Raw genomic sequence first — 26,442 nt, forward strand, 5'->3', positions numbered from 1 at the left:
CAAGAGCAAAAGATCGCAGCCTGCGGCAGCTCCTACAGGGGGAGGTCGTTAAATTTGTGGGAATTGAACCCGTATTCATGAGGAGAGCGCGCGTGTCGCCAAGCCTGTTCCGACGATAACCATCAGCCCGCTGTGCGTTTTCCGTTTCGCCCTTTTTCCGGCTGCTATTTATTACAGGCCCAGGTTCATGCCCGAATACGTTAATTGGCTTCGTCACGCGTCCCCTTACATCAATGCCCACCGCGATTGCACTTTCGTCGTCATGCTGCCCGGCGACGGCGTGGAGCATCCGAACTTCGGCAACATCGTCCACGACCTGGTCTTGCTGCACAGCCTTGGCGTGCGACTGGTGCTGGTGCACGGTTCGCGCCCGCAGATTGAAACCCGCCTCGCCGCGCGCGGCCTGACCCCGCATTACCATCACGGCATGCGCATCACCGATGCCGCGACGCTGGAGTGTGTGATCGACGCGGTCGGTCAGTTGCGCATTGCCATTGAAGCGCGGTTGTCGATGGACATGGCCTCGTCGCCGATGCAGGGCTCGCGTCTGCGCGTGGCCAGCGGCAACCTTGTGACCGCGCGGCCGATTGGCGTGCTTGAGGGCGTCGACTATCACCACACCGGCGAAGTGCGCCGGGTCGACCGCAAGGGCATCAATCGCCTGCTCGATGAGCGTTCGATCGTGCTGCTGTCGCCGCTGGGCTACTCGCCGACCGGTGAAATCTTCAACCTCGCCTGCGAAGACGTCGCTACCCGCGCCGCCATTGATCTGGGTGCAGATAAGCTGCTGCTGTTCGGCGCTGACCTCGGCCTGATCGACGAAAACGGCAAACTGGTGCGCGAACTGCGCCCACAACAAGTGCCGGCACATTTGCAGCGTCTGGGCAGCAACTATCAGGCGGAACTGCTTGATGCCGCTGCCGAAGCGTGCCGTGGCGGTGTCGCGCGTAGCCATATCGTCAGTTACGTCGAAGACGGTGCGCTGCTGACCGAGCTGTTTACCCGTGACGGTGGCGGTACGCTGGTCGCGCAAGAGCAATTCGAGTTGGTACGCGAAGCGGCGATTGAAGACGTCGGCGGTTTGCTCGACTTGATCAGTCCGCTGGAAGAGCAGGGGATTCTGGTGCGCCGTTCGCGCGAAGTGCTGGAACGCGAGATCGAGCAGTTCAGCGTGGTCGAACGCGAAGGCATGATCATCGCCTGTGCGGCGCTGTATCAGATTGCCGAATCGGACGCCGGTGAACTGGCGTGCCTGGCAGTGAACCCGGAATATCGCCACGGTCGTCGCGGCGATGAGTTGCTGGAGCGCATCGAGACACGTGCGCGGGCGCAGGGCTTGAAAACTTTGTTCGTACTTACCACGCGCACCGCGCACTGGTTCCGCGAACGCGGCTTCGAGCCAAGCAGCGTCGAGCGCCTGCCAGCGGCACGGGCGTCGCTGTACAACTACCAGCGCAACTCGAAGATCTTTGAAAAAACCCTCTGACCCGGTTCATCGATCGTTCCCACGCTCTGCGTGGGAATGCCTCAACGGACGCTCCGCGTTCGGCTTTCGATGGGACGCGGAGCGTCCCGGGCTGAATTCCCACGCGGAGCGTGGGAACGATCAGCGATCGGCGTGGGAACGATCAATTACTCGGTGATGAACTTCGCGCTCACGTACGGCGAATAATCCGGCAGCACCGTCTCAACTTTGCCCTGTTCCTTCAAAAACTTCGCCGTCTCGCCAATCGCCTTCGCCGTGCCGCCGTCCAGCAGCGCCGTGGTTTGTTGTGCCTTGGCATCCGGGAATGCGGAACCGGCGAGCAATTCAGGCACGTCGGCGGCATTGGCACCGGTCAGTTTGGCGATTTTTTGCACAGGCACCGAGTCAGCCGTCCAGCTGTCTTTGTGCGCCGCGTAATCAGCAAACGAGTCCAGCGTGACCTTGGCGAATTTGGCCACGACGTCCGGGTGCTTCTCGGCAAAGTCCTTGCGTGCGACCCACACTTCAAAGGTCGGCGCGCCCCACTGGCCAACTTGCGCAGCATCGGTCAAGGTCTTGCCGGTCTTGCGGATTTCACCCAGCGCCGGCGACCAGACAAACGCGCCATCAATATCGCCACGCTTCCACGCCGCGGCGATTTCTGCCGGTTGCAGGTTCACCACTTTGACTTTCGAAGCGTCCAGACCCCAATGCTTCAGGGCACCGAGCAGGCTGTAATGCGAGGTGGAAACGAACGGTGTGGCGATGGTCTTGCCGACCAGATCCTGCGGGGAATTGATGCCGCTGCCATTGCGCACCACCAGTGCTTCGGCGGCGTTGATCTGCGCCGAAACAATGAACGCCACGATCGGCAGATTACGCGAGGCCGCCGCCGCCAACGGGCTGGAACCGAGGTTGCCGATCTGCACGTCGCCCGAAGCAATGGCTGTCACAACTTCCGGGCCGCTGTTGAAACGACGCCAGTCGATCTTCTCGCCGATGGTTTTCTCGTAGACACCGTCAGCCTGCGGGACTTTGCTCGGATCGATACCGGTTTGGTAACCGACGGTGAGGTCGGCCGCCTGTGCGGAAAAAGAAAATATCGCCGATACACAAACTGTAACAAATTGACTCGATAGTGCCCGTTTGGCCATGATGGCGTCGCCTTTTGGATAGGGTTTGACGTGATTTGAATACGCCAAAGCTAATCGATCTAAAAAAAGGCTAACAAATACCATTTAGGAATGAGCTTAGTAGCCGATATCCTGTATCCCGTTGCAGGTGGCCATTACTGGGCCATATTCCCGAATGGTATTAAAAAGAATGAAATAATTCTTTTTGGGGTTAACAGGAAGTCAGTACTGTGCACGGACTCAAATAACTGCGATTAGACCTTGGTCGAAGACACACAAGGTTACGATTGACTTGTCAGTCACGGTCTGGCGCTAATCGCGCATCTTAGGATCCAGGGCATCAGACCCCGGGCCAGGAACACAAAAATTAGAAACGAGAGGAGCTATACATGAACAAGTCCACCTTGGCCCTGGCTGTGGCCGTAGGGGTTATGGCGCAGCAGGCAGGCGCCGCCGGTTTCATCGAAGACAGCAAGGCCACACTGGGGCTGCGTAACTTCTACATCAACACTGATAACCGTGACAGCGACGCCAATGCTCCTGCCAACAAGCGCGCAGGCGTGCAGAGCAAGAACGAAGAGTGGGGCCAAGGCTTCGATCTGCGCTTCATCTCCGGCTATACCCAAGGCACTGTAGGTTTCGGTATCGATGCCATCGGCCTGTTGGGCGTGCGTCTGGATTCGGGCGGCGGTACCAACGGCGCTACGGCGACCTCTTACGGCGGCACCGTGTTCCCAAGCAAGTCCAACGGTGAAGCTGTTGATAACTTCTCCAGCCTGGGTTTGACTGCCAAAGCCAAGATCTCCCAGACCGAGTTGAAATTGGGCACCCTGCAGCCAAAACTGCCGGTCATCGTAACCAACGATGGTCGTCTGCTGCCGCAAACTTTCCAAGGTGGCCAGATCACTTCGAACGACATCAAAGACCTCACGTTGGTTGGTGGTCAGATCGAACACGCCAAGGGCCGTAACTCCAGCAACAATGAAGAGTTGTCGATTGCTGGCTCTAACGCTCACACCGCTGCCGGTCGTGACAGCAACAAGTTCATCTACGGTGGTGGTGACTACAAGATCACCAAAGACCTGACTGCTCAGTACTACTACGGCAACCTGCAGGATTACTACAAGCAGCACTTCCTGGGTCTGGTGCACAACTGGGCAATCGGTCCGGGTGTGTTGAAGTCTGACTTCCGTTACTTCAACAGCCGTGACGATGGCGCAAATGGCAATGACTCTGCCTACTACACCACCGGTGACTTCGGTACTGGCATCACCAAAGGTAAGGTCGACAACAACCTGTACAGCGGCCTTTTCCTGTACACCGTTGCAGGTCATACCTTCGGTGGTGGTTATCAGGTTTCCAACGGCAACAGCGACTTCCCGTGGCTGAACCAAGGTGACGGTTCGTCGAACTACACCATCACCGACATGCAAATCCAGAAGTTCGGCCGCGCTGGCGAGCGCACGTGGCAGGCTCGCTACTCGTATGACTTTGCCAAAGTTGGCGTACCAGGCCTGACGGCTGGTCTGGTTTACCTTCGTGGCGATGACATCGACACCACTGGCAAAGTTGGCTACAACCAAGTCAGCGTCAACGCCACTGGCCGTTCCGAGTGGGAGCGCGACTTGACCGTCGGTTACGTCGTGCCGGAAGGCCCATTGAAGAATCTGGGCCTGATGTGGAAAAACGCTACCTGGCGCAACGACATCCCAGGTCAGCGTGACCAGGATGAAAACCGCCTGATCGTCAGCTACTCGATCCCGCTGCTGTAATAGCGCGTCTCGATTCGTTGATGTAAAAAAAGCCCCGTCCGGCATCGCGCCGGACGGGGCTTTTGCGTTTTCGAGTCAGGCCCACCCCCGTAAGCCCTCCCCGAATTTCCCTCTTTACTGCAACTCAAGGCCTTCTCGAACCTTGCGACCGATGTTCGTCGGGATGCCGTTCAGCGTCCAGTGAACAGATGTTTAATATTCACTTATGATCTAGATATCTGATTATTTATTCTTTTTCATCATGGCAAATCCCGAGCTACAGTTGAGGTCTCCAACAACTCATCAGGAGCAGTACCATGAGCCTCAGACTCGGCGACATCGCCCCCGACTTCGAACAGGATTCCAGCGCCGGCAAGATTCGTTTTCACGAGTGGCTGGGCAATAGCTGGGGCGTGCTGTTCTCCCACCCGGCGGACTTCACCCCGGTGTGCACCACCGAGCTGGGTTTCACCGCCAAACTCAAAGATGAATTCAGCAAGCGTGGCGTCAAAGCCATCGCGCTGTCGGTCGACCCGGTGGACTCGCACCACAAGTGGATCGAAGACATCAACGAAACCCAGAACACCGTCGTCAACTTTCCGATCCTGGCCGATGCCGATCGCAAGGTCTCGGATTTGTATGACCTGATCCACCCGAACGCCAACGACACGTTGACCGTGCGTTCGCTGTTCGTGATCGATCCGAACAAAAAGATTCGCCTGACCATCACCTACCCGGCGAGCACCGGGCGCAACTTCCACGAGATTCTGCGGGTGATCGATTCGCTGCAACTCACCGACAACTACAAAGTGGCCACGCCGGCCAACTGGCAGGACGGTGATGAGGTGGTGATCGTGCCTTCGTTGAAGGACGAGGAAGAGATCAAGCAGCGCTTTCCGAAGGGCTATCGGGCTGTTAAGCCGTATCTGCGCCTGACGCCACAGCCGAACAAGTGAACCAGTGAGATATTTGTTGTAGCCGCCGACGCTTTCGCGAGCAAGCCCGCTCCCACAGGGGGAACGTATTCCAAAATGTGGGAGCGGGCTTGCTCGCGAAGGCGTCAGCGCAGGCAACCCGGAATTCAGCTTTCAGAACCAAGATGCAGGGGATTTCAGGCCGTTTCGACGGCCTTTTTTTTCGCCCGAAACAAAGCAATCCGCATATCTCCAAAACGCATAACCAAATGAATAAATATGATTTATGGATATATAAATCAGCTGGTAAGGTCACTCCCATCGAAGCGAGATCGCAACCCGCGAATCGCCTGTAACGCTTAAGGAATCGTCTCAATGCTGGTTGTCTCACTCGGTGGCAGTCCCAGCCTGCGCTCCCGTTCCGGGGTGCTGCTGGAGCGCTCGCAACGTTGGTTGCAGCAGCAAGGCGTGGAAGTGGTGAGTTATCAGATTCGGGATTTCCCGGCCGAAGATTTGCTCCATGCCCGCTTCGACAGCCCGAAGGTGCTCGACCTGCTGCAACAGATTGAAAACGCCGACGGCCTGTTGATCGCCACACCGGTTTACAAAGCGTCTTTCTCTGGCGCGTTGAAGACGCTGCTGGATCTGCTCCCAGAGCGTGCCCTGAATCACAAGATTGTTTTGCCGATGGCCACCGGCGGCAGCATCGCCCACATGTTGGTGGTCGATTACGCGCTCAAGCCTGTGCTGTCGGCGCTGAAAGCCCAGGAAATGCTTCAGGGGATTTTCGCCGAGGACAGCCAGATCGCTTACGGCGAAGGCAGTGCCGCCGCGCAACTGGCCCCGGCGCTGGAGCAGCGTCTGCATGAAGCGCTCGATCAGTTTGTCGGCGCCATGGCCCGCCGGCCGAAGCCGCTGGAACCGGGCCTGTTGAACGAACGTTTGTTGAGTGCTCGCTGGAGCATTTAAGCCACACCCGCATTTGATGTACTTCACCTTACTCAGCCGCTAACGGCCAAGCAGGTGCAGCCAAAACCCAACAGCAAAAAAGGAGAGCGCTATGCGCACTGTATTTTTGCGTCGTGGTCTGGTCGCTCTGTTTGCTGCGGCTGTCACCTTCGGCGCCATCACTCAAGCTCAAGCCGAGACATTGCGGATCGGTTACCAGAAGTACGGCACGCTGGTGCTGCTCAAAGCCAAAGGCACTTTGGAAAAACGTCTGGCCGCCCAAGGCGTCGACGTGCAATGGACTGAATTCCCCGGTGGCCCACAATTGCTGGAAGGCCTGAACGTCGGCTCGATCGACTTCGGCGTGACCGGCGAAACCCCGCCAGTTTTTGCTCAGGCTGCCGGCGCCGATTTGCTCTACGTCGCCTACGAACCGCCAGCGCCAAACAGCGAAGCGATCCTCGTGCCGAAAGACTCGCCGATCAAATCGGTGGCCGATCTCAAAGGCAAGAAAGTCGCCCTGAACAAAGGCTCCAACGTCCACTACCTGCTGGTGCGTGCGCTGGAAGACGCCGGCCTCAAATACACCGACATTCAAACCGTATTCCTGCCGCCAGCCGATGCGCGCGCCGCGTTCGAACGTGGCAGCGTCGATGCCTGGGTCATCTGGGATCCGTACCAGGCTGCCGCCGAAAAACAACTGCAAGCGCACACCCTGCGCGACGGCAAAGGCATCGTCGACAACCACCAGTTTTATCTCGCCACCAAGCCTTACGCACAGAAAAATCCTGAGGTGATCAAAGCCCTCGTTGAGGAAGTGCGCGCCGTCGGCGAGTGGTCGAAAGCCAACCCTGAAGACGTGACCCAGCAAGTCGCGCCACTGCTCGGCCTGCCGGCGGACATCACCCTGACCTCGGTGAAACGCCAGGGCTACGGCGCGCTGTTCCTGACCCCGGAAGTGGTCGCCGCGCAGCAAAAAATCGCTGACACGTTCTACCAGCTCAAGCTGATTCCGAAGCCGCTGAGCATCAAGGATGTGATCTGGACACCACCGGCCGCTGTGGCCAAAGCGCTGTAATTCGAATCCCCAAGGAGACCACTCCATGAGCCTCAATATCTTCTGGTTCCTGCCTACCCACGGTGACGGCCATTACCTTGGCACCGCCGAAGGCGCTCGCGCCGTCGACCACGGTTATCTGCAACAGGTCGCGCAAGCGGCGGATCGTCTGGGTTTCGGCGGCGTGCTGATTCCGACCGGCCGCTCCTGCGAAGACTCGTGGCTGGTGGCGGCATCGCTGATCCCGGTGACCCAGCGCCTGAAGTTTCTTGTTGCGCTGCGCCCCGGGATCATTTCCCCGACGGTCGCGGCGCGGCAGGCAGCCACGCTGGATCGTCTGTCCGGCGGCCGTGCGCTGTTCAACCTGGTAACCGGCGGTGACCCAGAAGAATTGGCTGGCGACGGTCTGTTCCTCAGCCACGAAGAACGCTATCAAGCCTCGGTGGAATTCACCCGCATCTGGCGCCGTGTGCTGGAAGGCGAAACCGTTGATTACGACGGCGAGCACATCAGCGTGAAAGGCGCGAAACTGCTTTATCCGCCGATCCAGCAACCACGTCCGCCGCTGTACTTCGGTGGCTCGTCGGAAGCGGCGCAGGATCTGGCCGCCGAACAAGTGGAAATGGTGCTGACCTGGGGCGAGCCGCCAGCAGCGGTGGCCGAAAAGATTGCCCAAGTCCGCGCCAAAGCCGCCAAACTCGGCCGCACCGTACGCTTCGGCATTCGTCTGCACGTGATCGTCCGTGAAACCAACGCAGAAGCGTGGCAAGCGGCGGATCGTTTGATTTCGCACCTGGACGACGACACCATCGCTCGCGCTCAAGCGTCGCTGGCGCGGTTCGATTCGGTCGGCCAGCAGCGCATGGCCGCACTGCACGGTGGCAGCCGCGACAACCTCGAAGTCAGCCCGAACCTGTGGGCCGGCGTCGGTCTGGTGCGCGGCGGTGCCGGTACGGCGCTGGTCGGCGATGGCCCGACTGTGGCCGCTCGCGTGAAGGAGTACGCGGATTTGGGCATCGACACCTTTATCTTCTCCGGTTATCCACACCTCGAAGAGTCGTATCGCGTTGCTGAACTGTTGTTCCCGCACCTCGATATCGAGCGTCCGGAACTGCCGAAAAGCGCCGGTTACGTCAGTCCGTTCGGCGAGATGGTCGCCAACGACATTCTTCCCAAAGCCGCGTCGCAGAGCTGAGGCGCGCCATGAAGAAAATCATCCACAGCCTCGCGCCCTGGGCGTTGCCGGTGTTGTTGCTGGCGGTGTGGCAGTTGTCGGTGTCGGCCGGTTGGTTGTCGACACGGATTCTGCCGGCACCAGTGGCCGTAATCGAAGCCGGCGTGAGCCTGGTGCGCAGCGGCGAAATCTGGACGCACCTGGCGATCAGCGGCTGGCGCGCGGCCCTCGGTTTCACCATCGGCGGCAGCATCGGTCTGGTCTTGGGCTTCATTACCGGCCTGTCGAAATGGGGCGAACGCCTGCTCGACAGCTCGGTACAGATGATCCGTAACGTGCCGCACCTGGCGCTGATTCCGCTGGTGATCTTGTGGTTCGGCATCGACGAGTCGGCGAAGATTTTTCTGGTGGCGCTGGGCACGTTGTTCCCGATCTACCTCAACACCTATCACGGCATCCGTAACGTCGATCCGGCGCTGGTGGAGATGGCGCGCAGTTATGGCTTGAGCGGTTTCAGCCTGTTCTGGCAGGTGATTCTGCCGGGTGCGCTGCCTTCGATTCTGGTCGGTGTGCGCTTCGCGCTGGGCTTTATGTGGCTGACGCTGATCGTCGCCGAAACCATTTCCGCCAGCTCCGGCATCGGCTACCTGGCAATGAATGCCCGGGAGTTTTTGCAGACCGACGTGGTGGTGCTGGCGATCCTGCTTTACGCGGTGCTCGGCAAACTCGCCGACCTCGCCGCCCGTGGACTTGAGCGTGTGTGGTTGCGCTGGCACCCGGCCTATCAGGTTGCCAAAGGAGGTGCAGCATGACCGCTCAACAACCTCCACGCCTGCTGCGCGGGATTCCGCTGGCAGTGCGCAACCTGCAGAAAACCTTCGGTTCGCGGCAGGTGTTGCGTGACATCGATCTGCACATTCCGGCGGGGCAATTCGTCGCTGTGGTCGGGCGCAGTGGCTGCGGCAAAAGTACTTTGCTGCGCTTGCTCGCCGGCCTCGATCAACCGACTGGCGGCGACTTGCTCGCCGGTTCTGCGCCGCTCAGCGATGCGCGGGAAGACACCCGATTGATGTTCCAGGAAGCGCGTCTGCTGCCGTGGAAAAAGATCATCGACAACGTTGGTCTCGGGCTTAAAGGCAACTGGCGTCCGCAGGCATTGGATGCACTGGAAGCAGTCGGTCTGGCGGATCGTGCCAATGAGTGGCCGGCGGCTTTGTCCGGTGGGCAGAAGCAGCGCGTCGCACTGGCCCGGGCGCTGATCCATCAGCCGCGCCTGCTGTTGCTCGACGAACCGCTCGGCGCACTGGACGCGCTGACCCGCATTGAAATGCAGCAACTGATCGAACGTCTCTGGCAGCAACACGGCTTCACGGTGCTGCTGGTGACCCACGACGTCAGCGAAGCGGTGGCGATTGCCGACCGGGTGATTCTGATCGAGGACGGCGAAGTCGGCCTTGACCTGCACGTCGAACTGCCGCGCCCACGGGTACGCGGTTCGCACCGACTGGCCGCGCTGGAAACCGAAGTGCTCAACCGAGTTTTGTCCCTGCCCGGCGAACCGCCGGCGCCGGAACCTGTTTCACCACTGCCTACGCAATTGCGTTGGGCGCAATAACTCAAGTTTTATCAACGACAGGAATCAATGCCATGACTATTAAAGCCATCAACGTGCGCAACCAGTTCAAAGGCTCGATCAAGGAAATCGTCCTCGGCGACGTGCTGTCGGAAATCGACGTGCAAACCGCTTCGGGCATCGTCACTTCGGTGATCACCACGCGTTCGGTCAAGGAGCTGGAACTGGTGGTGGGCAGCGAAGTGATCGCCTTTGTGAAATCCACCGAGGTGTCGATCGCCAAGTTGTAAGCCAGTGAGTAAAAAACAACCCCGGAGGGCGTGAGCCCTTCGGGGTTTTTTGTGCCTGATCTGAAAACTGCGGTGCGGCCTTCGCGAGCAGGCTCGCTCCCACAGGGGATCGCATTCCAAATGTGGGAGCGAGCCTGCTCGCGAAGAGGCCAGTCAGAGCACTAGAGATCTTTTGGGCAGATAAGGTGGCAGATACAGCCCGATATAAGCATCAAACACGCGCATCCCTTCCTCGGCCATGCGCGGGGTGATCTGCCCATGCTGCTGCACCGAGCGCGCATACACCCGGTCACCCAACTCCATCGCCAAGGCAAACACGTCAACATCCTCCGGCAGCCTCGGCAACTCGAAGTGATGATTGAACAGCTTGTGCATCAGGTCGCCCAGTTCGATGTCGTGCTGCCGGTCAGCCTGGGTCACTTCGGTCAAGCCGTGCTGAGCGAGAATCAACTGGCGTGCGGCGGCGTCTTCGTCGTAGATCTCCAGCATCCGTTGCTCGACCAACCGCGACAGATCGCGCCAGTCGCGCAGCGCTTCGTGATCGATCGGCGCTTGCAGGCAGGCGCGAAACGCCGCATGAACATCCGCCGTCAACGCTTCGAGCAGGGCCGGTACGCTGGCGAAAAAGTGGTACACGGAGGAGGGCGGAATCTGCGCGCGCTCGGCGACGCTGTAGATCGACAGACTCGCCACGCCCTCGGCGGCCAGCAACGTGCGCGCGGCGTCGAGTATCGAATCGATGCGCGCCTGACTGCGGGCACGGGGTTTGCGAACGGGGGCGGGACGCGTCATGAAAGTCTCCTGCGGGGCAGCGGGCATTGTACGAGCCGGGTTCCGTGTTGTCTGCCAGTACGCCTTCGGGAGCAAGCCCCCTCCCACAATGGATTTCCAGTGAGATGAAATATTGTGTACACAGGCGGATCCCTGTGGGAGGGGGCTTGCTCCCGAACCGCCGAAGGCGGCCATTATTCGCAATTCTGCGCGCCATAAAAAACGCCGTGAGCTGCGAGAGCCGACGGCGTTCTTTTTGGCGCTACAACCGCCTAAACGGTATGCAGATACCAGTTGTACTCAAGGTCGGAGATGGAGTGTTCGAACTCCTCCAGCTCGCTTTCCTTGCAGGCGACGAAGATATCGATGTACTTCGGATCGATGTACTTGGCCATCACCTCGCTGTCGTCCAGCTCGCGCAGGGCATCGCGCAAGTTGTTCGGCAGGCTTTGTTCGTTCTGCTCGTAGCTGTTGCCTTCGACAGGCGCGCCCGGCTCGATCTTGTTGGTCAGACCGTGGTGCACGCCGGCCAGTACCGAAGCCATCAGCAGGTACGGGTTGGCGTCGGCGCCGGCCACGCGGTGTTCGATACGCACGGCATCGGACGAGCCGGTCGGTACGCGAATCGCCACGGTGCGGTTGTCCAGACCCCAGCACGGCGAGTTCGGCACGTAGAACTGTGCGCCGAAACGACGGTAGGAGTTGACGTTCGGGCAGAGGAAAGCCATCTGCGCGGGCAGGGTCTCGAGCACACCGCCGATCGCGTGACGCAGCGCGGCGTTCTGCTCGGGATCCTCGCTGGCAAAAATGTTTTTGCCTTCTTTATCCAGAATCGAAATGTGGACGTGCAGACCATTACCGGCCTGGCCCGGGTACGGCTTGGCCATGAAGGTGGTGTCCATTTCATGGTCGTAAGCGATGTTCTTGATCAGACGCTTGAGCAGTACCGCGTAGTCGCAGGCCTTGATCGGGTCGGCGACGTGGTGCAGGTTCACTTCGAACTGCGCCGGGGCACTTTCCTTAACGATGGCGTCGGCCGGGATGCCTTGCTCTTTCGCGCCTTCCAGAATGTCCTGGAGGCAGTCGACGTATTCGTCGAGGTCGTCGATCAGGTAGACCTGAGTCGAGTGCGGACGTTTACCGGAGATCGGCGAGCGTGGCGGCTGTGGACGGCCGTTCACGTTCTCCTGGTCGATCAGGTAGAACTCGAGTTCAAAGGCCGCGCAGATGGTCAGGCCCAGCTCGTCAAACTTTGCAACAACTTGACGGAGCACTTCGCGCGGATCGGCGAAGAAAGGGTCGCCTTCGAGTTCGTGCATGGTCATCAACAGTTGCGCGGTTGGGCGCTTCTGCCATGGCTCGTTGCACAGAGTATCGGGGATTGGATAGCAGATTCGATCGGCGTCGCCGATGTCCAGACCCAGGCCGGTGCTTTCCACCGTGGAGCCGTTGATGTCCAGAGCAAATAGAGAGGCCGGCAGGTTGATGCCTTTCTCGTAAACCTTGTGGAGACTGGTGCGTTCAATGCGCTTGCCGCGCACCACACCATTCATATCCGCAATCAGAAGGTCAACGTACAGAACCTCAGGATGTTCCTTAAGGAACGCGTTCGCTTCGTTAAGCTGAACGGCACGCGGGGGTACCGACATGATGCAACACCTTTGTTGTTAAAAATATCAATCATTGATCTTTTCTGGTTTCAGTCAACCCGAACGGCCTGCCGAAGTCAAGCGAGGCCTTTTTTGCCCTAAAAAAGCGCTGCAAGGGCTTTTATGGGGCACTTTGGGGCACTTTTGAGACGCCGGGACGCTTGCCACCCGCGGGCTTGAGCAGGCCGTGTTGTATTTTTTACGGGGGTGTTGTGTAAAAAAATGAACAAGGCTAAGCTCGGATCAAACCCATAACAGCAATAATACCGGGGTGCTTCATGTCTCGCCTGCCGTTAATCGGCATCACCGACTGCTCGCAACAGTCCGGTCTGCATGCTTATCACATCAGTGGCGACAAATCCGTCCAACGCTCCGCCAATAAGGCGCGCAGCCTGTCGACGAGGTTCTCGTCAGCAGCAGGCAAAACGGCAGCGTCCGATATTCTGGACGTACGACAAGGCACTCTGTTTATGGCGTCCCCTTCCAATATAGATCTCTTTTACTCTCAAAGCCTGTGCCGGCTGCCAAGCCGTGCTCACGATTCTGCACGCCTGAACTGTGCACAGGAAATGCAACGCCAGCGTAAAGGGCAGGTAAGCTCCTCTTTCATTGTCTATGCGCGGTGCCTGGCGTAAGCCCGCACTGCGCACAAGCAAGCCCTTTATCGCGACGCCCCGGCGTCAAACTTTGCCTGACATAGCGTCAGGAGACTCAGCCCAGAGGCATTTATGAGTAACAACCTCGACCAGCTCACCGATTGGTTGAAAGACCACAAGATCACAGAAGTCGAATGCATGATCGCCGACTTGACCGGGATCACCCGTGGCAAGATTTCGCCGACCAACAAGTTCATCGCCGAAAAAGGCATGCGCCTGCCAGAAAGCGTTCTGTTGCAGACGGTGACCGGCGATTACGTCGAAGACGACATCTATTACGAACTGCTCGACCCGGCCGACATCGACATGATCTGCCGTCCCGACCAGAACGCCGTGTACATGGTGCCGTGGGCCATCGAGCCGACCGCACAGGTGATCCACGACACCTACGACAAGCAAGGCAACCCGATCGAGCTGTCGCCGCGCAACGTCCTCAAGAAAGTTCTCAAACTCTATGCCGACAAAGGCTGGCAGCCAATCGTCGCGCCGGAGATGGAGTTCTACCTGACCAAGCGCAGCGACGACCCTGACTATCCGTTGCAGCCGCCAATCGGTCGCTCGGGCCGTCCGGAAATCGGTCGTCAGTCGTTCTCGATTGAAGCGGCGAACGAATTCGACCCGCTGTTCGAAGACGTCTACGACTGGTGCGAACTGCAAGAGCTGGATCTCGACACGCTGATCCACGAAGACGGCACGGCGCAGATGGAAATCAACTTCCGTCACGGCGACGCACTGTCGCTGGCCGACCAGATTCTGGTGTTCAAACGCACCATGCGCGAAGCCGCGCTCAAGCACGATGTGGCTGCGACCTTTATGGCCAAACCGATGACGGGCGAGCCGGGCAGTGCGATGCACTTGCACCAGAGCATCATCGACATCGAGACCGGCAAAAACGTCTTCTCTAATGAAGACGGCACCATGAGCCAGCTGTTCCTGCACCACATCGGTGGTTTGCAGAAACTGATTCCTGAGCTGTTGCCGTTGTTCGCGCCGAACGTCAACTCGTTCCGCCGCTTCCTGCCGGACACCTCGGCACCGGTGAACGTGGAATGGGGCGAAGAAAACCGCACCGTGGGTCTGCGCGTACCGGATGCCGGCCCGCAGAACCGTCGTGTCGAAAACCGCCTGCCGGGCGCCGACGCCAACCCGTACCTGGCGATTGCCGCGAGCCTGCTCTGCGGTTACATCGGCATGGTCGAAGGCCTCAACCCGAGTGCGCCAGTGGTCGGACGCGGTTATGAACGCCGTAACTTACGCCTGCCGCTGACCATCGAGGATGCACTGGAGCGTATGGAAAACAGTGCAACCATCGAGAAGTACCTGGGCAAAACTTTCATCACTGGCTACGTCGCGGTCAAGCGGGCCGAGCATGAAAACTTCAAGCGTGTGATCAGTTCGTGGGAGCGCGAGTACCTGCTCTTCGCCGTCTGATACGCCGGGCGCGGCGTGCAGACGCCGCGCCTTCACCGATAACAAGGAGAATTGGCATGACCAGCAACAACCCGCAAACCCGCGAGTGGCAAGCACTCAGCAATGATCACCACCTGGCGCCGTTCAGCGACTTCAAGCAGCTGAAAGAGAAAGGTTCGCGGATCATTACCAGCGCCAAGGGCGTGTACCTGTGGGACAGCGAGGGCAATAAGATCCTCGACGGCATGGCCGGTCTGTGGTGCGTGGCCATCGGTTACGGTCGTGATGAACTGGCCGACGCCGCCGCCAAACAGATGCGTGAACTGCCGTACTACAACCTGTTCTTCCAGACTGCGCACCCGCCGGCACTGGAACTGGCCAAGTCGATCGCCGACGTGGCGCCAGAAGGCATGAACCATGTGTTCTTTACCGGCTCCGGCTCCGAAGGCAACGACACCATGCTGCGTATGGTTCGTCACTACTGGGCAATCAAAGGCCAGCCAAACAAGAAAGTCATCATCAGCCGCAAGAACGGTTATCACGGTTCGACCGTGGCCGGCGCGAGCCTCGGTGGCATGACTTATATGCACGAACAGGGCGACCTGCCGATCCCGGGCATCGTCCACATCGCGCAGCCGTACTGGTTCGCTGAAGGTGGCGACATGTCCCCGGAAGAGTTCGGTATCTGGGCGGCCAATCAGCTGGAAGAAAAGATTCTCGAAGTCGGCGTCGACAACGTCGGTGCCTTTATTGCCGAGCCGATTCAGGGCGCCGGCGGCGTGATCATTCCGCCAGACACCTACTGGCCGCGCATCAAGGAAATTCTCGCCAAGTACGACATCCTCTTCGTCGCGGACGAAGTGATCTGCGGTTTCGGCCGTACCGGTGAGTGGTTCGGTAGCGATTTCTACGACCTCAAGCCTGACATGATGACCATCGCCAAAGGCCTGACCTCCGGTTACATCCCGATGGGTGGCCTGATCGTGCGCGACACCGTGGTCGCAGTGCTCAACGAAGGTGGCGATTTCAACCACGGCTTCACCTACTCCGGTCACCCGGTGGCGGCAGCGGTGGGCCTGGAAAACATCCGAATTCTGCGTGACGAAAAAATTATCGAGAACGCGCACAACGAAACGGCACCGTATTTGCAGAAACGTCTGCGGGAACTGAACGATCACCCGTTGGTGGGTGAAGTTCGCGGCGTCGGTCTGTTGGGGGCCATCGAGCTGGTGCAGGACAAGGCCACTCGCAAGCGTTACGAAGGCAAGGGCGTCGGCATGATATGCCGTCAGTTCTGCTTTGATAACGGCCTGATCATGCGCGCTGTCGGCGACACCATGATCATCGCGCCGCCGCTGGTGATCAGCAAAGCGGAGATCGATGAACTGGTTACAAAGGCACGCAAGTGCCTGGATCTGACCCTCAGTGCGTTGCAGGGCTAAGTGCTAGGCTTTGAGCGGGGGAGCCGTGGCGCTCGCGCTCAAAGCTGTCAGAAAGGCTGGTCTTTTCTTGAAAGACCGCCTCGGATCTTGCCAGACTAGTCGCGGTTCCAGTTGTCCGGGTTCGGCCGCTGAACAAAGTGGTTCAAAAAAAGAAAATTTGGAGCATTACGCATGAAGGCATTAGGCAAAAAGCTCGCTGGCAAGACTCTGCTCGCCATGTCCCTGATGGGAATCATGGCGGCTGCGGCTCAGGCGGACGACAAGGTGTTGCACGTCTACAACTGGTCGGACTACATCGCTCCGGACACCATCAAGAAGTTTGAAGACGAGTCGGGCATCAAAGTCGTTTACGACGTCTTCGACAGCAACGAAACCCTCGAAGCCAAACTGCTCGCAGGCAAGTCCGGCTACGACATCGTCGTACCGTCGAACAACTTCCTCGCCAAGCAGATCAAGGCCGGTGTTTACCAGACGCTGGACAAGTCCAAGCTGCCTAACTGGAAAAACCTCAACACCGATTTGCTCAAAGCCGTGTCGGTCAGCGACCCGGGCAACGAGCACGCTTTCCCGTACATGTGGGGCTCGATCGGTATTGGCTTCAACGCCGAGAAGGTCAAGGCTGCACTGGGTGCCGACGCACCTGTCGATTCGTGGGATCTGATCTTCAAGCCGGAAAACGCGGCCAAGCTGAAATCCTGCGGCATCAGCCTGCTCGACTCGCCAACCGAGATGATTCCGGTGGCGTTGCACTACCTGGGCCTGCCAACCGACAGCCAGAAGAAAGAAGACATCGACAAGGCTGAAGCGCTGATCATGAAGGTGCGTCCTTCGATCGCCTACTTCCACTCGTCCAAGTACATCTCCGACCTGGCCAACGGCAACATCTGCGTCGCCGTCGGTTACTCGGGTGACATCTACCAGGCCAAGTCCCGCGCGGCTGAAGCCGGTGACAAGGTGAAAGTCAGCTACAACATTCCGAAAGAAGGTGCGGGCAGCTTCTACGACATGGTCGCCATCCCTAAAGATGCTGAAAACGTCGAAGGCGCCTACAAGTTCATGACCTTCCTGCAGAAGCCGGAAATCATGGCTGAAATCACCAACGCCGTACGCTTCCCGAACGGTAACGCCGCTGCAACGCCACTGGTTGATAAAGACATCACCAGCGATCCGGGCGTTTACCCACCGGCTGACGTACTGGCCAAGTTGTACGCGATCGCCGACTTGCCGGCCGCAACTCAGCGGATCATGACCCGCAGCTGGACCAAGATCAAATCCGGTAAATAAGCCGGTTTGAAGCAATAACCGCTGGCCGTCGCCCTCGCGATGGCGGCCAGCGGATCAATTAAATGACAAAAGTTTTGCTGGAACGGTTTTTCGAGGGTAAGTTGCGCGCCGGTTTTGTTGCCGGGCAGCCATGGCTGTCATGCAGCGCGGGGCAACTTGGGCCCAACTAATTTAGAGTGACCTCCACTTGCCTATTTTTTCTTCTTTGCGCAATGCCCTGCTGGCCACTGCCGGCCTGACGATTGCTGTCGGTGCCCAGGCCGCCGGTACGGTGCATATTTATAACTGGTCGGACTACATCGGCGAGACGACCCTGGCTGACTTCCAGAAAGCCACCGGGATCAAACCGGTTTACGACGTGTTCGATTCCAACGAAACCCTGGAAGGCAAACTGCTGGCCGGGCGCACCGGTTACGACGTGGTCGTGCCGTCGAACCACTTCCTCGGCAAGCAGATCAAGGCGGGCGCGTTCCAGAAGCTCGACCGCTCGCAGCTGCCGAATTATTCGAATCTCGACCCGGCGCTGCTCAAGCGTCTGGAGCAGAACGATCCGGGCAACTTGTACGCCGTGCCGTACCTGTGGGGCACCAACGGCATTGGTTACAACGTCGATAAAGTGAAGGCTGTGCTGGGTGTCGACAAGATCGATTCCTGGGGCGTTTTGTTCGAACCAGAGAACATCAAGAAGCTGCAAAGTTGCGGCGTAGCGTTCCTCGATTCGGCGGATGAAATGATGCCGACCGTGCTCAACTACATGGGCCTGAACGCCAACAGCACCAATCCCAAGGACTACGAAAAAGCCACTGCCAAGCTGCTCGCGGTGCGTCCTTACGTGACCTACTTCCACTCCTCGAAATACATCGGTGACCTGGCCAACGGCGACATCTGCGTGGCCATCGGTTTCTCCGGCGATATTTTCCAGGCGAAGAACCGCGCAGCCGAAGCCAAGAAAGGTGTGAACATCGCCTACTCGGTGCCGAAAGAGGGCGGCGCGCTGTGGTTCGACATGCTGGCGATTCCGAAGGATTCGTCGAACGTGAAGGAGGCTCACGCCTTCATCAACTATTTGCTGAAACCTGAGGTGATTGCCCAGGTCAGTGATTACGTCGGTTACGCCAACCCTAATCCGGGTTCGGACAAACTGATGGAACAGTCCATCCGTACCGATGAGTCGGTGTACCCACCGCAGGCCGTTATCGACAAGGCCTACGTGTCGACCGAGTTGCCACCGAACATTCAGCGCCTGATGACCCGCAGCTGGACCAAGGTCAAGTCGGGGATGTAAGGCACACACTATCCTGGGTTCGCCTTGCGGGGCGGACTGCATTGTTTTTATCTGGGAGTTTCGTAAATGGCAGTTGCCTCCGGCGCCTATAAGAAAGCCCTCGAGGGCGACCAGACACCGAAACAGGTGTTGGTCAAAATCGACCGGGTCACGAAGAAGTTCGACGAGACGATTGCCGTGGACGATGTGTCCCTGGAAATCAAAAAGGGCGAAATCTTCGCTCTGCTCGGCGGATCGGGATCGGGCAAATCCACTCTGCTGCGGATGCTGGCAGGGTTCGAACGGCCCACGGAGGGGCGCATTTTCCTCGACGGCGTCGACATTACCGACATGCCGCCGTACGAACGTCCGATCAACATGATGTTCCAGTCGTACGCCTTGTTCCCGCACATGACCGTGGCGCAGAACATTGCCTTCGGCCTCAAGCAGGACAAGATTCCGGCGGCTGAAGTCGACGCCCGCGTGGCCGAAATGCTCAAGCTCGTGCAGATGAGCCAGTACGCCAAGCGCAAGCCGCATCAACTGTCCGGCGGTCAGCGTCAGCGTGTGGCACTGGCGCGTTCGCTGGCCAAACGGCCGAAGCTGCTGTTGCTCGACGAACCGATGGGCGCACTCGACAAGAAACTGCGTTCGCAAATGCAGCTGGAACTGGTCGAGATCATCGAGCGCGTCGGTGTGACTTGCGTGATGGTGACGCACGACCAGGAAGAGGCCATGACCATGGCCGAGCGCATCGCGATCATGCACCTGGGCTGGATCGCTCAGATCGGCAGCCCGATCGATATCTACGAAACCCCGACCAGCCGTCTGGTCTGCGAATTCATCGGTAACGTCAACATCTTCGAAGGCGAAGTGATCGACGACGCCGAAGGCCACGCGACCATCACCTGCAAAGACCTCGATCGGCAGATCTACGTCGGCCACGGCATCAGCACCTCGGTGCAGGACAAATCGGTGACTTACGCGATTCGTCCGGAGAAGCTGCTGGTCACCGCCGATCAACCGACCTGCGAGTACAACTGGTCGAGCGGCAAGGTGCACGACATCGCCTATCTGGGTGGGCACTCGGTGTTCTACGTCGAATTGCCGAGCGGCAAACTGGTGCAATCGTTCGTGGCCAACGCCGAACGCCGTGGCGCACGTCCGACCTGGGGCGATCAGGTTTACGTGTACTGGGAAGACGACAGCGGCGTGGTACTTCGCTCATGAACATGCGCAAATTCAAACGCCGCATCAACCGAATAATCCCCAGTGGCCGGCAACTGGTCATCGGGGTCCCGTTCATCTGGCTGTTCCTGTTCTTCATGTTGCCGTTCTTCATCGTTTTGAAGATCAGCTTCGCCGAAGCCGATGTGGCGATTCCGCCGTACACCGAGATCTACACCTTCGTTGAGCAGAAGCTGCAACTGCTGCTGAACCTGGGCAACTACGCGATGCTGGCGGGCGACGAGTTGTACATCGCCGCCTACCTCGGCTCGTTGAAGATGGCGCTGATCAGCACCGTCCTCTGCCTGTTGATCGGCTACCCGATGGCCTATGCCATCGCCACCGCCCGTAAAGAGATGCAAACGGTGCTGGTGCTGCTGATCATGATGCCGACCTGGACGGCGATCCTGATCCGCGTTTACGCGTGGATGGGCATCCTCAGCAACAACGGCCTGCTCAATGGTTTCCTGCTGAGCATGGGCTTTATCGACGAGCCGCTGCAGATCCTCAACACCAACCTTGCGGTGTACATCGGTGTTGTCTATTCGTACCTGCCGTTCATGATCCTGCCGCTGTACGCCAACCTGGTGAAGCACGATCACAGCCTGCTGGAAGCCGCTTCCGACCTCGGTTCGAGCACCTTCAACAGTTTCTGGAAAATCACCATTCCGCTGTCCAAGAACGGGATTATTGCCGGCTGCATGCTGGTGTTCATCCCGGTGGTGGGCGAGTTCGTGATCCCGGAACTGCTCGGTGGTCCGGAAACCCTGATGATCGGTAAAGTGCTCTGGCAAGAGTTCTTCAACAACCGTGACTGGCCGGTGGCGTCCGCGCTGGCGGTGGTGATGCTGGCGATCCTGATTGTGCCGATCATTCTGTTCAACCGCAGTCAGGCCAAGGAAATGGAGGGTAAAGAATGAAGCGCATCCGTTTCTCCAGCCTGATGCTGGTCGTGGGTTTGTTGTTCATCTACTTGCCGATGCTGATCCTCGTGATCTACTCGTTCAACGCCTCGAAACTGGTGACGGTGTGGGGCGGCTGGTCGATCAAGTGGTACGTCGGCCTGCTCGACAACACGCAACTGATGGGCTCCGTGGTGCGCTCGCTGGAAATCGCCTGCTACACCGCGGTTGCTGCGGTGGCACTGGGTACGCTGGCGGCATTCGTGCTGACCCGTATCACCCACTTCAAGGGCCGCACGCTGTTCGGCGGCCTGGTGACCGCGCCGTTGGTCATGCCCGAAGTGATCACCGGTCTGTCGCTGTTGCTGCTGTTCGTGGCCATGGCGCAGATGATCGGCTGGCCGCAGGAACGCGGCATAGTCACCATCTGGATCGCGCATACGACGTTCTGTGCGGCGTACGTGGCGGTGGTGGTGTCGGCGCGTCTGCGTGAGCTCGACCTGTCGATCGAAGAAGCGGCGATGAACCTTGGCGCGCGTCCGTGGAAGGTGTTCTTCCTGATCACCATCCCGATGATCGCGCCATCGCTGGCGGCGGGCGGCATGATGTCCTTCGCCCTGTCGCTGGACGATCTGGTGCTGGCGAGCTTCGTTTCCGGCCCGGGTTCGACGACCCTGCCGATGGAAGTGTTCTCGGCGGTGCGCCTGGGCGTGAAGCCTGAGATCAACGCCGTGGCGAGTCTGATTCTGCTGGCGGTATCGATCGTGACGTTCCTTGTCTGGTTCTTCAGCCGCCGTGCCGAAGAAGCGCGCAAGAAAGCCATCCAGCAAGCCATCGAAGAAAGCGCTGCCGATTCGTGGAAGCAACCGGACGTCCGCCGCGCGCCTGCGCCGGAAGCGGCCTAACAGCAAAAGATCGCAGCCTGCGGCAGCTCCTACAGGGAACACATTCCAATGTAGGAGCTGCCGCAGGCTGCGATCTTTTGATTTTGCCCTCAGTTCACCCAAGGGGAATTGCGGATGACTTCTACGAAGTTCATCGGTTTGAACCCCGGCACCTGATCCTTCAGCACATCAGTCTTCACGTTGCCAAACGTGGTCTGCGGACGATGGCGCAAGCCGTCGGCGAACGCGCAGATGATGCATTCCTTGAAACCTTCCCCACGTGGATGCGCATGCACCACCGCTTCGCGCTGCACGGTGCTGAACGCCGCGTAATCCATCCCCAGCACGTCCATCTCGACACCCGCCGTCACCAGCGCCACGGTCGGGCGCAAGTGTTTCGGCACGCCCGGCGTGGTGTGCAGGGCGATCGATAACCAGACTTGCTCGATGTCGTCATCGCTCAAACCGTACGGCTTGAGAAACGCCGCCGCCGCGTTGGCGCCGTCCACTTCAAAACGCTCGTCAGCGCTGCGATGACCTTCGACCAGGCCGAGGTCGTGGAACATCGCACCGACATAGAGCAGCTCCGGATCGTAGGCCAGTTGCTGGCGTTCACCGCTCAGCGCGCCGAACAGAAATACCCGGCGCGAGTGGTGGTAAAGCAGATCGGATTCGATGTCGCGGATGTACTCGGTGGTGGCGCGGGCGAGGGCGCTGTCGGGGATTTTGATGCCGGCGATGGTCGTGCTCATGGTGCTTTCCTTTCTGAAAGCGCCGTCGTGGCGCTGATGGGGAAAGTCTGTTCCCGACGCTGCAAGCGAACAATCGGCGCATGGCTGCGATCCTTGCCAATCCACCTGCAAATCGTGCCAACTGCCCTTCACAGGTTGGAATGCCATCCATTGTGGTGAGGGGATTTATCCCCGTTCGGCTGCGCAGCAGTCGCAAATCCAGCCATGAGGACTGCCTGACACAACGAGGTGTATGGTCTTGGGGCTGCTTCGCAACCCAACGGGGATAAATCCCCTCGCCACAGGGTTACAGGGGACTTCAAAAACATGAACAAAACCGTCGCCATCGTGGTGTTCGCAGGCGTGCAGTCGCTCGACGTCACCGGCCCCATGGATGTGTTCGCCGAGGCCAACCGCTTCCTCGCGCCGGAAGATCACTATCGGCTGGAAGTGATCGGCCTGGAAAAAACACCGATGGCCTGTTCCAACGGCTTGATCCTCAACGCCCATCGCCATTTCAGCGAAGCGCTGGACGCCTATGACCTGCTGCTGGTCGCCGGCGGGCCGCAGTTGCCGTTCATGGATTTCGGTGCGACGTTCGACACCTGGCTGCGCGACGCCTGCGCCCGTGCACAGCGTTTCGGCTCGATCTGCAACGGCGCTTTCATGCTCGCCCGCGCCGGGTTGCTGGAAGGGCGCACCGTGACCACGCACTGGAGCAATGCCGAAGCCTTGGCGCAGTTGTGTCCATCGACGCAGGTTGACGCCGATCGTTTGTACGTCGAGGACCGGCACGCTCTACACCTCGGCCGGGGTGACGGCGGGGATTGATCTGTCGCTGTATTTACTGGCGCGTGATCACGGTGCTGAAGTGGCGCTCAGTGTGGCGAAGCGGCTGGTGGTGTTCACTCAGCGCTCGGGCGGGCAGTCGCAGTTCAGCCCGTTCCTCACGCCGCATGCGGAGCCGACGTCGGCGGTGGCGATGGTGCAGTTGTACGTGCTGGCCAATCTGACCGGCGATCTGACCATTGCCGATCTGGCCAATGCGGCGAACATGAGCGCGCGTAATTTCTCGCGGGTGTTTGCCCGGGAAGCGAAGGTGACGCCGGCGGAGTTTGTCGAGCGGGCGCGAGTGGATGCGGCGCGGGTGATGTTGGAGAGCACGGCGGCGCCGCTGAAGACGGTGGCTTATCAGTGCGGGTTTCGCGATGCGCAGCATATGCGCGGGGTGTTCAATCGACGGTTGGGCGTGACGCCGCAGCAGTTTCGGCTGAATTTTGCGCTGATGGTTTGAAGCCTTACGGTGCTGCTGATGGCCCTTTCGCGAGCAAGCCCGCTCCCACAAGAATTCGCATTCCAAATGTGGGAGCGGGCTTGCTCGCGAAGAGGCCCTTCAAGACAACAAAGAACTACTGCGCTGCCCGCATCGGCAACAGCTTCAACGTATTGTGCGTATTCGCCGTCACCTCTTCCTCACTGAAGTGCGCCTGCACATAAATCCCATCAACATACGCCTCAGCCTGATCGTCATAGTGGCTATCAAACGGCACACCACTCTGCCCAACCGGGTTAATCGTCAGCCCATGCGCCGGATCCGCAAAATCCACCAAACGCCGCGTAGACGGCCCATACGTCACCGGCCACGGTGCAGGCCCGATCTTCGCCGAAAGATTGTTTGGCACCTCATGACTGCCCGGCGCCGCAAACGGCCCGACGTTGAAAATCCGATCCAGCGGCTTCTGCTGCCCCAATGGATGGCCATGCGTGAGCGTATGCGCCGCGCCCCATTTCCAAGCCGCCACATCGTCGCCAAGCGTCAGCTTCAGGTGCGCCATGCTCGCCGCCCACGCCGTGCGCACAACATCGGCGCGAGTCTCTTTGGCCGGCGTGTTGCGGTTATCCCACCACGGTGAATCAGCGTTCGCCGCCAGTCGTGGCAGCGCCGAATCGATCACCCGCGTCGACAACAGCGTGTCGAAAAAATCATTGCCCAATTCATCACGCATCGCCGCATCGGCGAGGTCGTAGAGGAACTGGCTAAACACCGTCGCACTCACCGAATCCAGCGGATAGTCACCCGGCCACTGCGCCAGTTGCTCGACCAGTTTCAACTGTGCCGGATCGCTCACCACTTCACGCAGCACCGGCAGCAAAGGCGCCAACACGCGCGGGCCGTAACCGGTCGCGGTGCCGAGTTGCAGCTTCTGGTTGGCCTCGTTAGTCCACTTGATGTTCTTGTCGCTGAGCTGACGATTGAGTTGCTGACCACGATCGGCGAGGTTGTAGTAACCAGGAATCTCCATACCGGTCGGCGACAACGGCTGGAAGTTGGCCGAGACGATGTAGCCGCGCGCCGGGTTCTCTTCCTGCGGGTTGGCGCTGAACGGGTAGTAACCGTCCTTGTCCGCCTGATTGCTGCTGCCGTCGAGAATGAATTCCGGCCTTACCCCGGCCGGGCGTTTGGGCAGCAATGCCGAAGCCCACCAGGCGATGTCACCCTTGGCGTTGGCGTAAACCAGGTTCAGCCCCGGCGCCTGCACTTTTGCGGCAGCCGCGCGGGCCTTGGCCAACGTGTCGGCACGGTTGAGCTGATAGAAACCTTCGAGGATCGGGTTCGGCGTTTCGAGGAACGCCCACCACATCGCGATCGGCGTTTTGCCCGCTGCGGTGCCGAGTGCGTCGTTGACGATCGGGCCGTGGGGCGATTGGCGCAGGATGAGGGTCACCGGCGATTGGCCCTTCACATTGATCTGCTGTTCGCTGACGACCATGTCCGTCCACTGGCCGCGATACCAGACCTGATTGGCATTGTCCGGATTGACCTTCTCGGCGATCAGATCCAGATCGTCGTTCTGGAACATGGTCAGGCTCCAGCCGAAATCGAGGTTGTGCCCCAGAAACGCAAACGGCACCAGCGCCTGATGATGGCCGTACAGCTCAAAACCCGGCGCCGACAATTGCGCCTCGTACCACACCGACGGCACCGAGAAACGAATGTGCGGGTCTCCGGCCAGCAGCGGTTTGCCGCTCTGGCTGCGGCTGCCGGCAATCACCCAGGCGTTGCTGCCTTCGAACTGCGGCAAGCCGTTGTCGATCAGCGCTTGTTCGCTGAGACGGGCGAGGGCGTTGAGGTCTTTCCAGTCGCCAGCCGCAAGGGTCGGCGTCGATGTGCTGTGGCCTTTGGCGAGCACGCCTTTGGGCTGCCAGTCGAGATCGAAGACGTTGAGGTAATCGGCGCCGAGTTGATCGCGCACATAGGTCAGCAGCGGCTCGGTACGAAACGCGGCGGCAAAGCTGTAAGCCATGTAACCGGCGACACTGATGCTGTCTTCAGCGGTGAACGGCCGTTTCGGGATGCCCAGCACGTCGAACTCGATCGGCGCGGCGTGGGTGTCCTGATACTGGTTGATGCCATCCAGGTACGCTTGCAGGGCCTTCCACGACGGCGACTGTTTATCGAGGCTGGCGACATAACTGGCAGCGCGCTCACGGATGCGCAGGCTGCGGAACAGTTTGTCGGTGTCGAGCAGTTTTGGCCCGAGCACCTCGGCCAGTTCGCCACGGGCGAGGCGGCGCATGGCTTCCATCTGGAACAGACGATCTTGCGCATGCACATAACCGAGGGCGCGGTAGAGGTCGGTTTCATTTTCGGCGCGGATGTGCGGCACGCCGCGCTCGTCGTAGCGCACGGTCACCGAACCCTGCAGGTTGCGCAGTTCGACCTGACCCTGTCGCGTCGGTTGTTTGCTGTAGACATACCAGCCGGCGCCGGCGAGCAGAACAACGATGAGCAGGGCCAGTACGGTGAACACGCGCTTCATGATGACTCCTTGTGCTTGCGGGATTGCCGCCCGTCGGGCTGCAAACAATTAGCACAGTCCATCTGTGCCGTGCAGTGCTGTCCTCGAAAAGTCCGG

General features: G+C 59.3%; 22 protein-coding genes and 1 pseudogene. 18 read left to right on the forward strand and 5 right to left on the reverse strand.

Translation table 11 applies throughout. From position 1 onward, the window contains the following. The first annotated feature begins 187 nt into the window (after positions 1-187). Positions 188-1,486: an amino-acid N-acetyltransferase gene (gene argA, locus ACZZ0D_RS25755; RefSeq protein ID WP_053124855.1), complete on the forward strand. Its 1,299-nt coding sequence runs from the start codon at positions 188-190 to the stop codon at positions 1,484-1,486. Between the two features lie 146 nt (positions 1,487-1,632). Here argA and tauA read toward each other — a convergent pair whose 3' ends face one another. Further along, on the reverse strand, positions 1,633-2,619 hold the full coding sequence (gene tauA, locus ACZZ0D_RS25760) for a taurine ABC transporter substrate-binding protein (protein ID WP_463554604.1): 987 nt from the start codon (positions 2,617-2,619) through the stop codon (positions 1,633-1,635). 368 nt (positions 2,620-2,987) lie between these two features. Between tauA and ACZZ0D_RS25765 the strand changes: the two genes are divergently transcribed. The 8 genes from ACZZ0D_RS25765 (at position 2,988) to ACZZ0D_RS25800 (ending at position 10,305) form a co-directional block, all read left to right on the forward strand. Further along, positions 2,988-4,370 carry an OprD family porin gene (locus ACZZ0D_RS25765; protein ID WP_463554605.1) on the forward strand — a complete coding sequence of 461 codons (1,383 nt, stop codon included), beginning with the start codon at positions 2,988-2,990 and terminating at the stop codon, positions 4,368-4,370. Between the two features lie 296 nt (positions 4,371-4,666). Then, entirely contained in the window at positions 4,667-5,305 is a 639-nt protein-coding gene (locus ACZZ0D_RS25770) for a peroxiredoxin (protein ID WP_053124849.1), read from the forward strand. 333 nt (positions 5,306-5,638) lie between these two features. Further along, entirely contained in the window at positions 5,639-6,232 is a 594-nt protein-coding gene (ssuE, locus tag ACZZ0D_RS25775) for an NADPH-dependent FMN reductase (protein ID WP_008085340.1), read from the forward strand. A gap of 91 nt (positions 6,233-6,323) precedes the next feature. After that, a complete protein-coding gene (locus tag ACZZ0D_RS25780; RefSeq protein ID WP_463554606.1) occupies positions 6,324-7,289 on the forward strand; it encodes a sulfonate ABC transporter substrate-binding protein in 966 nt (321 codons plus the stop codon). 25 nt (positions 7,290-7,314) lie between these two features. Next, positions 7,315-8,463 carry an FMNH2-dependent alkanesulfonate monooxygenase gene (ssuD, locus tag ACZZ0D_RS25785; RefSeq protein WP_008085337.1) on the forward strand — a complete coding sequence of 383 codons (1,149 nt, stop codon included), beginning with the start codon at positions 7,315-7,317 and terminating at the stop codon, positions 8,461-8,463. A gap of 8 nt (positions 8,464-8,471) precedes the next feature. Further along, complete coding sequence (ssuC, locus tag ACZZ0D_RS25790; RefSeq protein WP_003229260.1) at positions 8,472-9,254, forward strand: aliphatic sulfonate ABC transporter permease SsuC; 783 nt, start codon at positions 8,472-8,474, stop codon at positions 9,252-9,254. Further along, positions 9,251-10,057 carry an aliphatic sulfonates ABC transporter ATP-binding protein gene (gene ssuB, locus ACZZ0D_RS25795; RefSeq protein WP_212545121.1) on the forward strand — a complete coding sequence of 269 codons (807 nt, stop codon included), beginning with the start codon at positions 9,251-9,253 and terminating at the stop codon, positions 10,055-10,057. The genes ssuC and ssuB overlap by 4 nt, the downstream gene beginning before the upstream one ends. 32 nt (positions 10,058-10,089) lie before the next feature. Beyond that, the gene (locus ACZZ0D_RS25800; RefSeq protein ID WP_003229256.1) at positions 10,090-10,305 is read left to right on the forward strand and encodes a TOBE domain-containing protein; all 216 of its coding nucleotides are present in this window, start codon (positions 10,090-10,092) and stop codon (positions 10,303-10,305) included. A 153-nt stretch (positions 10,306-10,458) separates the two neighbouring features. On the opposite strand, the gene ACZZ0D_RS25805 is transcribed toward ACZZ0D_RS25800, so the two are convergent. Both ACZZ0D_RS25805 and ACZZ0D_RS25810 read right to left on the reverse strand, forming a co-directional pair. Next, entirely contained in the window at positions 10,459-11,097 is a 639-nt protein-coding gene (locus ACZZ0D_RS25805) for a TetR/AcrR family transcriptional regulator (RefSeq protein ID WP_463554607.1), read from the reverse strand. A gap of 251 nt (positions 11,098-11,348) precedes the next feature. Next, positions 11,349-12,725: a glutamine synthetase family protein gene (locus ACZZ0D_RS25810; protein ID WP_007913842.1), complete on the reverse strand. Its 1,377-nt coding sequence runs from the start codon at positions 12,723-12,725 to the stop codon at positions 11,349-11,351. A gap of 278 nt (positions 12,726-13,003) precedes the next feature. On the opposite strand from ACZZ0D_RS25810, the gene ACZZ0D_RS25815 reads away from it, so the two are divergent. From ACZZ0D_RS25815 to ACZZ0D_RS25850, 8 genes are all read left to right on the forward strand, one after another. Beyond that, positions 13,004-13,360, forward strand: coding sequence for a glutamine amidotransferase (locus ACZZ0D_RS25815; RefSeq protein ID WP_156316191.1), 357 nt, complete (start codon positions 13,004-13,006; stop codon positions 13,358-13,360). Between the two features lie 93 nt (positions 13,361-13,453). Then, positions 13,454-14,812, forward strand: a complete 1,359-nt coding sequence (locus tag ACZZ0D_RS25820) for a glutamine synthetase family protein (protein ID WP_007913846.1) — start codon at positions 13,454-13,456, stop codon at positions 14,810-14,812. 56 nt (positions 14,813-14,868) lie between these two features. Continuing rightward, entirely contained in the window at positions 14,869-16,233 is a 1,365-nt protein-coding gene (locus tag ACZZ0D_RS25825; protein WP_463554608.1) for an aspartate aminotransferase family protein, read from the forward strand. Positions 16,234-16,404: 171 nt separating this feature from the next. After that, positions 16,405-17,517 (forward strand): polyamine ABC transporter substrate-binding protein, encoded by a 1,113-nt coding sequence (locus tag ACZZ0D_RS25830; RefSeq protein WP_053124834.1) that lies wholly within the window; start codon positions 16,405-16,407, stop codon positions 17,515-17,517. Positions 17,518-17,704: 187 nt separating this feature from the next. Continuing rightward, a complete protein-coding gene (locus tag ACZZ0D_RS25835) occupies positions 17,705-18,802 on the forward strand; it encodes a polyamine ABC transporter substrate-binding protein (protein ID WP_053124832.1) in 1,098 nt (365 codons plus the stop codon). 66 nt (positions 18,803-18,868) lie between these two features. Continuing rightward, entirely contained in the window at positions 18,869-20,011 is a 1,143-nt protein-coding gene (locus ACZZ0D_RS25840; RefSeq protein WP_008085321.1) for an ABC transporter ATP-binding protein, read from the forward strand. 35 nt (positions 20,012-20,046) lie between these two features. Continuing rightward, complete coding sequence (locus tag ACZZ0D_RS25845) at positions 20,047-20,928, forward strand: ABC transporter permease subunit (RefSeq protein ID WP_463554838.1); 882 nt, start codon at positions 20,047-20,049, stop codon at positions 20,926-20,928. After that, entirely contained in the window at positions 20,925-21,815 is an 891-nt protein-coding gene (locus ACZZ0D_RS25850; RefSeq protein ID WP_463554609.1) for an ABC transporter permease subunit, read from the forward strand. Before ACZZ0D_RS25845 ends, ACZZ0D_RS25850 begins: the two co-directional genes overlap by 4 nt. A gap of 89 nt (positions 21,816-21,904) precedes the next feature. Here the strand turns inward: ACZZ0D_RS25850 and ACZZ0D_RS25855 are convergent, their stop codons facing one another. Then, a complete protein-coding gene (locus ACZZ0D_RS25855) occupies positions 21,905-22,546 on the reverse strand; it encodes an HD domain-containing protein (RefSeq protein ID WP_053124826.1) in 642 nt (213 codons plus the stop codon). A 306-nt stretch (positions 22,547-22,852) separates the two neighbouring features. Here ACZZ0D_RS25855 and ACZZ0D_RS25860 point away from each other — a divergent pair. Further along, positions 22,853-23,819, forward strand: a pseudogene (locus ACZZ0D_RS25860) (GlxA family transcriptional regulator). 115 nt (positions 23,820-23,934) lie between these two features. Here ACZZ0D_RS25860 and ACZZ0D_RS25865 read toward each other — a convergent pair. After that, positions 23,935-26,346 (reverse strand): penicillin acylase family protein, encoded by a 2,412-nt coding sequence (locus ACZZ0D_RS25865; protein WP_463554610.1) that lies wholly within the window; start codon positions 26,344-26,346, stop codon positions 23,935-23,937. Positions 26,347-26,442 lie beyond the last annotated feature (96 nt).

It is taken from the genome of Pseudomonas sp. AC193 (assembly GCF_979258075.1).